Genomic DNA, 705 nt, shown 5'->3' on the forward strand with positions numbered 1-705 from the left:
TACTCCAGCGCCTCGGCCCGGGCGCGGATCTCCGCGCTCAGCACCACCTCGTCGCTGCCGGCCAGATAGGCGGGGTCGGAGGCGCCGGGGAGCTGGTCGAACACGTAGGCATCCAGCACGTTGCCCACGGCGGCCAGTTTGGGCAGCGGGTTGGAGTAGAGACCGGCCTGGACGAAGTCGGACCGGGACTCCTTGGGGCGGTTGTCGGGGTTGGGCTTCCGCGCCTTGAAGGGGAGCTGGTTGGGGTCGAAGGGCTGGCGGGCCGGTTCGCTCTGGAGGGCGTCGAGGCGCGCCTTGGCGGCCTGGACCACGGTGAGCAGTTCACTGGTGGTGGGGGCGCGGTCGATGGCGTCCAGGTCGGCGAGGGTCTGGTCGAGGTGGCGGCGGAAGTGGCCGCGGGCCTGCACCTGGCGCTGTTCGATGGTGGGGCCGAGGCCCTTGGTGCGGATCAGCGCGTCGATCGCGTCGAAGCGCTCGCCGACCCGGCGGTCGAGCTGGCGCAGGGTGTTTCTCAGGCGGACCAGCTCGGAGCGATCCGCTTCACCCTCCTCGTCGGCGATGAGGCGCGCCTCCAGGCGGGTGAGGTGGCGTTTGACCTGCTGCACCGCCTTGGCCAGCCGGGTCTCGTCGCGCTCCTCGGCACGCGCCTGGCCCGGCGGGTCGATCGGCGCGGTGCGCAGGGCGGCGGCGGCGGGGGCGGTGATG

General features: G+C 72.8%; 1 pseudogene. It reads right to left on the reverse strand.

From position 1 onward, the window contains the following. A pseudogene (locus ACYQ2W_RS26500) lies at window positions 1–705 on the reverse strand (hypothetical protein); the annotation flags it as partial.

This window comes from Endothiovibrio diazotrophicus, assembly GCF_054657215.1.